Below are 9,135 nucleotides of genomic sequence, written 5' to 3' on the forward strand. Positions count from 1 at the left end.
GCTGCGATTAGTTAACCCGATTCTAAATAGGGTATAGACCTCGCAATTTTTAAGTACAAAAAGCCTGGCCAATATAGAACCTTTAAACCTTAGGGGGTAATAACAGCAATAGGATTTGCATTGGGGGTTATTAATCTGCAAAACTCCCATAAGTCTTACAACAATACTTCCAACAAGGCAGAAGCGCAGAATCACTTAAGAAATAAAAGCCCAAGAACTATTTAAGGATCAGCGCTAATACATTGCAATGGCTTCATCCGATACGCTGTATAACATCCACTTACTGCTACTTATTTGCTCAAAGCCCGTTGTTTTTTTAGTCTTAAATTAGCTAAGCAGGCATATTTAAATCGCATAGCGAACCTATCCTTTTGGTTAATTCCTAACATACAAATTATCCGCTAACATTTATTTAATAATTATAATGTATGATGTGTTCTGTATTTCCTACATTTCTCTTGATGTCACAGGTTACATGGGGTAGTGTTCATGTGTGGTAACACATATAGGAATGAGGAAATTATAATGGCCAATTGGAGCCCAAATAGCTGGAGAGATAAGCCTATCCTACAGCAGCCTGAATACCCAGATTCAGAGCAGTTAAAAAAAGTCGAATCCGAACTGAATGCCGCACCACCTTTGGTGTTTGCTGAAGAAACAAGAAGCTTATATAAAAGTTTAGCGGATGTTTGTGAAGGCAAGGCATTTATATTACAAGGTGGTGATTGTGCCGAGTCTTTTTCAGACTTCAGTGCAGCGAATATTCGCGACACCTTTAAAACCCTTTTGCAAATGGCCGTTGTGCTTACATACGGTGGCAAATGCCCAGTAGTAAAAATTGCTAGAATGGCAGGGCAGTACGCAAAACCACGTTCTTCTGATTATGAAACAATTAATGGTGTGTCATTACCATCATATCGTGGTGACATTGTTAATAGTTTTGAATTTACTGAGGACGCCCGGATACCCGACCCACAGAGGTTGATGAAGGCCTATCATCATAGTGCAGCGACACTAAATTTACTTCGCGCATTTGCCCAAGGTGGCCTTGCTGATTTACATCAAGTCAACCGCTGGAATATGAGCTTTGTTGCTGCGAATCCACTAAAAGATAAATTCCAGATGCTTGCGGAGCGAATTCAAGAAGCGCTTGAGTTCATGGAAGTGTGTGGTGTGGATTCAACTGTAGCTCCTAGTCTAAAAGAAACTCAGCTTTATACTTCCCACGAAGCCCTATTGCTAGGATACGAAGAAGCGTTAACTCGCCGCGACCACTTAAGCGGTGACTGGTATGATTGTTCTTCGCATTTTGTTTGGATTGGTGAGCGTACAAGACAATTGGATCATGCGCATATTGAGTTTTTCCGCGGTATTAAAAACCCAATTGGGGTTAAAGTCGGCCCAGGTATGCAAGAAGATGAGCTTATCAATCTTATTGACGCGCTAAACCCAGATAATATACCAGGTCGCTTAACGCTTATTACGCGAATGGGCGCCGATGTATTGCCAGAAAAACTGCCTAAACTAGTACGCCGAGTGCAACAAGAAGGGCGAAAAGTTATTTGGACGTCCGATCCAATGCACGGCAACACAGAAAAATCTAGTACAGGCTACAAAACCCGTAGTTTCAATAATATTTTACGTGAAATAAGTCAGTTTTTCGCCGTTCACAAAGCAGAAGGCAGCTACCCTGGTGGCGTTCACTTGGAAATGACCGGTCAACACGTCACGGAATGTACTGGCGGTGCTTATGGTCTTTCTGATGAAGACTTGTCACAGCGTTATCGCACCCAATGTGATCCGCGTTTAAATGCCGACCAAGTACTTGAACTTGGCTTCTTAGTTGCGGATCTTTTAAAAGACGCAAGAAAATAATATCGCGATATATTAGCGAGTTAATAAGAAGGCTGCTTATGCAGCCTTTTTTAATACTTATGACGTTTTAGGCCTGTTTCCGAAATGATTTTGGCTGATATTTCTTCAACAGAGTATCGCGTACTGTTGAGAAAGGGCACCTTATATTTTTTGAATAACATCTCAACTTCCCGTATTTCAATACGACATTGTCTAATTGATGCATAGCGAGAGTTGGCCATACGTTCCTGTCTTATAGCGGCAAGACGCTCTGCGTCTATGGTTAGGCCAAATAGTTTCTTTCTATATTTATCTAAACATTTTGGTAAGCGGCCACTTTCTAAATCCTCTTCAGTCATAGGGTAGTTTGCAGCCTTAATGCCATATTGTAATGCCAAATATAAGCTAGTAGGTGTCTTACCGCTACGGCTTACTCCCACCAAAATAATATCTGCTTCGTCATAATCCTTTATATTTGCGCCGTCATCATTGGCTAAAGCGTAATTAACCGCATCGATTCTAAAGTCGTAACTGGATTCGTGAATACTGTGCGTTCGGTGCATTTTAGGAACTGGTTTTACTTTCAATTCTCGTTTTACTATTTCACTGGCATAAGATAAAAAGTCATAACACACCCCTTGCGAAGACGCGATAATGTCAGATAATTCGGGATTAACAAAAGTAAAAAATACCAGCGGCTTTTGCCCAGAAGATTCGGCAATTGAATCGATTAAGGTTTTAATTTCATTCGCTTTCTTAGTTGTCTCAACAAACGGAATGGTCTGATGATTAAATTCAACAGGAAACATAGATAGCGTTGCATGACCGAAAACTTCAGAGGTGATGGCGGTGCCATCCGATATATAAAATGCGGTTCTCATATGGCAATTATTCATTCAGAAATTAGTGAAAATAAGCCGTCGTGGTTTACGAAGACTGCCTTACCGTTGTAGAATGCACTCGACCTAATGGAAAGGTCAAATAATCTCTCACATTTAATACAATTTGTTTTGGAGACAGTTCCGTGCAAGACTACGTTCTCTGGTATCAAGAGTTAGGTATGCAAGACGTACCTCGAGTTGGTGGTAAAAACGCTTCTCTAGGTGAAATGATATCTAACCTTGCTAACGCTGGTGTACAAGTGCCAGGTGGATTCGCTACAACCGCTGAAGCATTTAATGAGTTCCTTGAACAATCAGGGCTCAATGAAAAAATCCACACTATTTTAGATTCCCTCGATGTTGACGATGTCAACGAACTGGCCAAAGTCGGCGCCCAAATACGGCAATGGGTCATCGACACACCTTTCCAACCAGAACTAGACGCAGCAATTAAAGACGCCTATCAGCAACTTCACGGTGATGCTAACCAAGATGTGTCATTTGCAGTTCGCTCCTCAGCCACCGCAGAAGACATGCCTGACGCCTCCTTCGCAGGCCAACAAGAAACCTTTTTGAATGTACGTGGTATCGATGCCGTTATGGTAGCGATTAAACACGTTTTCGCATCACTCTTTAATGACCGTGCTATTTCCTATCGTGTTCACCAAGGTTATGACCACCGTGGTGTTGCACTTTCTGCAGGTATTCAGCGCATGGTTCGTTCTGATAAGGCCGCTTCTGGAGTTATGTTCTCTATTGATACAGAATCTGGTTTTGAGGACGTGGTTTTTGTCACCTCGAGCTATGGCTTAGGCGAAATGGTAGTACAGGGCGCCGTTAACCCGGATGAATTTTATGTTCATAAGCCAACGCTTGCCAATGCCAAACCCGCGGTGTTAAAACGCAATATTGGTTCAAAAGCCATTCAAATGATTTACTCAAGCGATGAGTCGCACGGTAAACAAGTTGAGATTGTGGATGTTGACTCTGCGCTTTCAAACCGCTTCTCAATCACTGATGCTGAAGTAGAAGAGTTGGCAAAACAAGCGGTAATCATCGAAAAGCATTATGGACGTCCAATGGACATCGAGTGGGCGAAAGATGGCAATGACGGTAAGCTTTACATCGTTCAGGCGCGTCCAGAAACCGTTCGCTCTAACGAAGACGCTAACGTCATGGAGCGTTTCCAGCTTAAACAGAAATCCAACGTTATTGCCGAAGGCCGTGCCATTGGCCACAAAATCGGTAGCGGTGTTGTCAAAGTGTTGAGCTCGATTGATGAAATGGACTCAGTTAAACCTGGCGATGTGTTGGTTACTGACATGACCGACCCTGATTGGGAACCTATCATGAAACGCGCCTCTGCTATTGTAACTAATCGCGGCGGCCGTACTTGTCATGCTGCAATTATAGCCAGAGAGCTTGGCATTCCAGCCGTTGTAGGTTGTGGTAATGCTACGGATTTAATCACTAACGGCACACAAGTTACGGTCTCGTGTTCTGAGGGTGACACAGGTTACATCTACGAGGGTGAACTTGAGTTTGACGTGATTTCTTCACGTATTGACTCTATGCCAGACATTCCCATGAAGATCATGATGAACGTCGGTAACCCAGACAGAGCATTCGACTTTGCCAAGCTACCTCATGCCGGTATTGGCTTAGCGCGTCTTGAATTTATCATCAACAGAATGATTGGTATTCACCCCAAAGCGCTGTTACATTTTGATAAACAAGACACTGCGTTGCAGGCCGAAATAACAGACATGATTGCCGGTTATGATTCGCCTGTTGAATTCTACATCAATAAACTGGTTGAAGGCATTGCCACCTTAGGTGCTTCTTTTGCACCAGAGCGCGTTATTGTGCGTATGTCCGACTTTAAGTCGAACGAATACGCTAACCTAGTAGGTGGTCAACAGTTCGAGCCGGAAGAAGAAAACCCAATGATTGGTTTCCGTGGCGCATCACGTTATATCTCTGAAGACTTTAGAGAATGTTTTGCGCTCGAGTGTGAAGCCATCAAACGTGTTCGCAATGAAATGGGTTTGACCAATGTCGAAATCATGATCCCGTTCGTGCGCACATTAGAAGAAGCCGCTCAAGTCATCCAATTACTTGAAGAACACGGTCTAAAACGTGGTGAAAATGGCTTAAAAGTAATTATGATGTGCGAACTGCCATCGAATTGCTTATTAGCGGAAGAGTTCCTTGAGTATTTCGATGGCTTCTCTATTGGCTCGAACGATTTAACTCAGCTAACTCTTGGCCTTGATAGGGATTCTGGCTTAATCGCACATCTATTCGATGAGCGCAATCCTGCGATTAAAAAGCTACTATCAATGGCGATTCAAACTGCAAAAGCCAAAGGTAAGTATGTTGGTATTTGTGGTCAAGGTCCTTCTGATCACGAAGACTTTGCAGCCTGGTTGGTAGAACAAGGTATTGATTCGGTCTCACTCAATCCAGATACAGTATTAGAGACTTGGTTATACCTAGCAGAGAAATTTAAAGCATAAAAATAATGGCCTCGATTTTTCGAGGCCTATTTTTTAAATAGCTGGTCAAGTTTATAACAACCTTCTTTAAACATAACCTGAGTCCGTCTTAACGGTTTTCTAGCATTTGGGTGATTAATCGCAAAGCACAGCAATGCGGCTAGTAAAAACACCACCGATGGACCCGGTACAATAATAAAGATTAGCGCTAACAAGACAAACAAAGCACCTAGAAAGTCATAAAAATATTTCATATTTCGTCTCCTCTAAATCTAAAGTATACAAAGCTTCGTAAAATAAACTATTTCGATTTGTAACAAAGCATAAAATTCTCAATTTGATGTGACACGCTTCGTGTTACAATCACGCTAAACAAAGCAGTGTAGACCGTCATGATCGCAAAAATTAGCCAACAAGATTCAGCCAACCAAGTAATTAATCTTTATCAGGAAAAGCTAAAATCCGCGGGGTTTCTTGGTGACATAGATACGAGTTATGCTACTCGACTGGTCACTTCAACTGACAATAGTATTTATCAGCAAGTGCCACAAGCGGTACTGTTTCCGAAATCAGATAAAGACATAAAACTCGCTTTAGAGATTGCGCAACAAGACCCTTTTTTATCTTTAACGTTCGGGCCTCGTGGTGGCGGTACTGGTACCAACGGCCAATCACTAACACCCGGTATAGTAATTGATCTTTCACGGCACATGCGTGAGATTTTAGAAATTAACGAAAAAGAAGGGTGGGTTCGTGTTCAAGCCGGTGTAATTAAAGATCAACTCAATGACTTTTTGCGCCCCTATGGCTATTTTTTCTCGCCGGATCTATCCACCAGTAATCGCGCAACCATTGGCGGCATGATTAATACCGACGCATCAGGGCAGGGCTCTTTGGTTTATGGTAAGACAAGTGATCATGTTTTAGGCTTAAAAACATTTTTGGTGGATGGCACAGAACTAAACACATCTCGTTTGGCCATAGACAAAGCACAACTGCTTGCAGAGCAACCTGGGAAGGTGGCAGAAATTTATCAGCAAGTTATTGATATCTGCAAAAATAAACGCGAACTAATTGTGCAAAAATTTCCCCGTCTAAACCGTTTCTTAACCGGTTATGACTTAGAAAATGTGTTTGATGACTCACTTACCAGCTTCGATTTATCTAGGATCATCACAGGTTCCGAGGGGTCTCTTGGGATCGTAACGGAAGCGAAATTAAACTTAACACCAATACAACCGTTTAAAACACTGATCAATATAAAATACGATTCCTTTGAGTCAGCACTGCGCAATAGTCCCTTTTTGGTTTCGGCCCGAGCAACATCCGTAGAAACAGTTGATAGTAAAGTACTGAATCTTGCTAAAGAGGATATTATCTGGCATTCAGTATCGGACTTAATTACTGAGGTGCCTGGTGTTTCTATGCAAGGCCTTAACATGGTCGAATTTAATGGTGAGTCGGAAGAGGAAATACGTTCAAAAGTCGACAGCCTTTGCCAACGCTTGGATCAACTTATTGCCAATAATGAAGCTGGGATCATCGGTTACCAATTAACCAACGATAAAGCGGATATTCTTAAAATTTATGCGATGCGGAAAAAATCGGTTGGCTTATTAGGAAATGTCAAAGGCGCAAAAAAACCATTAGCATTTGCAGAAGATACGGCAGTACCACCCGAAAACTTAGCTGATTTTATTATGGAGTTTCGTGATTTACTCGATGCTTATGGCCTTGACTATGGTATGTTCGGACACGTTGATGCTGGCGTATTACACGTTAGACCAGCACTTGATATGTGCGATCCGGAACAAGAAAAATTGCTCCGTACCATTTCCGATGAAGTAGTTAAACTCACCGCGAAGTACAGAGGGTTAATGTGGGGTGAGCATGGTAAAGGGTATCGTAGTGAATATGGCCCAGAGTTTTTTGGTGAAGAACTGTTTACCGAGCTGCGTAAAATTAAAGGCTTGTTTGACAAGAATAACCGCCTAAACCCTGGAAAAATTTGTACGCCACTTGATTCAAAAGATAGCCTAGTATCTGTTGATGACCAAAAACGCGCTTGGTTTGATAAACAAATTCCTACTGCGGTTAAAAGCAATTATGAGGCGCCGATCAATTGTAACGGCAACGGTCTGTGCTTTAATTATGATGATAACTCACCAATGTGCCCATCTTATAAAGTCACCAAAGACCGTCGTTTTTCACCTAAAGGTAGGGCAGGACTATTTAAAGAATGGCTAAGACTACAAACTGAAAAGGGCATTGATTTAGTAGCAACAGAAAATCAGCTTATTGACGGCAACACAACAAGCAGTTGGTGGCAACGACTGCGTAATTCAAGAAACCCAGAAGATTATGATTTTTCCCATGAAGTAAAAATGTCCATGGATGAGTGTTTAGCTTGTAAGGCATGTACCACTGCTTGTCCGATAAAAGTGGATGTGCCCACTTTCAGAGCAAAGTTTTTAAACTTCTACTACAGCCGCTACAACCGACCTTTAAAAGATTACTTAGTTGGTAACTTAGAGAAGTTCTTACCAACCATGGCTAAGGTACCGAGCTTGGTTAATTTTATACAAAATTTACCACCAGCTAAATATATAATTGAAAACTGGATTGGCTATATTGATTCGCCACAATTAAGTAAAAAGCAGCTGCAACAACGTATAGACAAAAAGTTTTTCTATCATCCACAGCAATATACGCAGTTAAGTAAAGAAACGCAGAATAAAGTTGTTTTTATTGTCCAAGACCCGTTTACCAGCTTTTATGAAGCAGAGCTAGTATCTGACTTTGTCGAACTAGTAACAAAATTAGGCTTTTATCCGCAAGTGTTACCATTTCATCCAAATGGCAAACCTCAACATGTGAAAGGCTTTTTACGTCAATTTAAACAAACAGCCACGAACACCAGCGATTTTCTTAATCAAATAAGTCAGCATAACAGACCGCTTGTTGGTTTAGATGCTTCCTTAGTCATGTGTTATCGCGACGAATACAAAGACATTCTCCAACATCAAGGTGATTTTGAAGTCAGTCTTGCTCACGAATGGTTGAGCACGGTTGAGCTGCCATCACTACAAGCAAAACAAAAAAATGATTATTTGTTGCTGAGTCACTGCACAGAAACTACGGCTATGCCGGAGTCAAAACAAGTATGGCAACAAACTTTTGCCCACTTTGGTTTAACGTTGCAAGGCAAAAGTACTGGTTGTTGCGGTATGGCGGGTACCTATGGCCATGAAAAGCAAAACCAAGAAAATTCCAAAGCCTTGTTCGCCAGCTCTTGGCAACCTGTGATTGAGCAAGCCGGTGATAAACAAGTGTTGGCAACAGGCTTTTCTTGCCGCTGCCAAGTAAAAAGGTTTAGTAACAATAAACCTAAACACCCAATTCAAATTCTAAATCAATCTCTAAACTAATCTGCAAAAGAAACCGAGTTCAAAGCTCGGTTTCTTTATTTCATCTGCCCTTTGGAAATAATCTAAAATACGCTTTTTAACATAACTTATATACGACTAACTTTTAGTATGATGTGTTCTTTTAGTCCAACCAAAAGGCTATATTTTAGTGGCAGTAAAAGCTTCCTAATATTTATATCAGCACAGTGTGAATAGAGGCCAAACCTGCGATGGAATTTACATACGTATTTAACGATAATATACGCTTCTTTACCACTAATAGATAATTAAATACTAATTCAATTAAAATAACTTATTAAAAACCTATAAATAACAAAGCAGAAATTACTGATAAGGGTTAAATACCACTGCATTACTATGAAATTAATAGCTAACATATTAGTTATTTTAAATAGCAGCTAAAATGATAGGGGTTAAAATTGGTAGTGTTTAGAAATCTGTGTCATTTCACTAGAATACACAAAAGAGGAATGA

5 protein-coding genes are annotated in these 9,135 nt (G+C 41.1%); 3 read left to right on the forward strand and 2 right to left on the reverse strand.

Features of this window, described 5'->3' with window-relative positions:
- Positions 1–525 precede the first annotated feature (525 nt).
- Positions 526–1,875 (forward strand): class II 3-deoxy-7-phosphoheptulonate synthase, encoded by a 1,350-nt coding sequence (locus tag ACNKW2_RS01250; RefSeq protein WP_419146923.1) that lies wholly within the window; start codon positions 526–528, stop codon positions 1,873–1,875.
- 50 nt (positions 1,876–1,925) lie between these two features.
- Here ACNKW2_RS01250 and ppsR read toward each other — a convergent pair whose 3' ends face one another.
- Positions 1,926–2,735 (reverse strand): posphoenolpyruvate synthetase regulatory kinase/phosphorylase PpsR, encoded by an 810-nt coding sequence (gene ppsR / locus ACNKW2_RS01255; protein WP_419146924.1) that lies wholly within the window; start codon positions 2,733–2,735, stop codon positions 1,926–1,928.
- Positions 2,736–2,878: 143 nt separating this feature from the next.
- Here ppsR and ppsA point away from each other — a divergent pair, with 143 nt between their 5' ends.
- The gene (gene ppsA / locus ACNKW2_RS01260) at positions 2,879–5,254 is read left to right on the forward strand and encodes a phosphoenolpyruvate synthase (protein WP_419146925.1); all 2,376 of its coding nucleotides are present in this window, start codon (positions 2,879–2,881) and stop codon (positions 5,252–5,254) included.
- Positions 5,255–5,280: 26 nt separating this feature from the next.
- On the opposite strand, the gene ACNKW2_RS01265 is transcribed toward ppsA, so the two are convergent.
- On the reverse strand, positions 5,281–5,487 hold the full coding sequence (locus ACNKW2_RS01265) for a PGPGW domain-containing protein (protein WP_419146926.1): 207 nt from the start codon (positions 5,485–5,487) through the stop codon (positions 5,281–5,283).
- Positions 5,488–5,625: 138 nt separating this feature from the next.
- On the opposite strand from ACNKW2_RS01265, the gene ydiJ reads away from it, so the two are divergent.
- Positions 5,626–8,661 (forward strand): D-2-hydroxyglutarate dehydrogenase YdiJ, encoded by a 3,036-nt coding sequence (ydiJ, locus tag ACNKW2_RS01270; protein WP_419146927.1) that lies wholly within the window; start codon positions 5,626–5,628, stop codon positions 8,659–8,661.
- The last annotated feature ends 474 nt before the right edge of the window (positions 8,662–9,135 follow it).

Origin of the sequence: Pseudoalteromonas 'SMAR' (assembly GCF_048515945.1) — a bacterium.
Classification (GTDB): Bacteria; Pseudomonadota; Gammaproteobacteria; order Enterobacterales; family Alteromonadaceae; genus Pseudoalteromonas.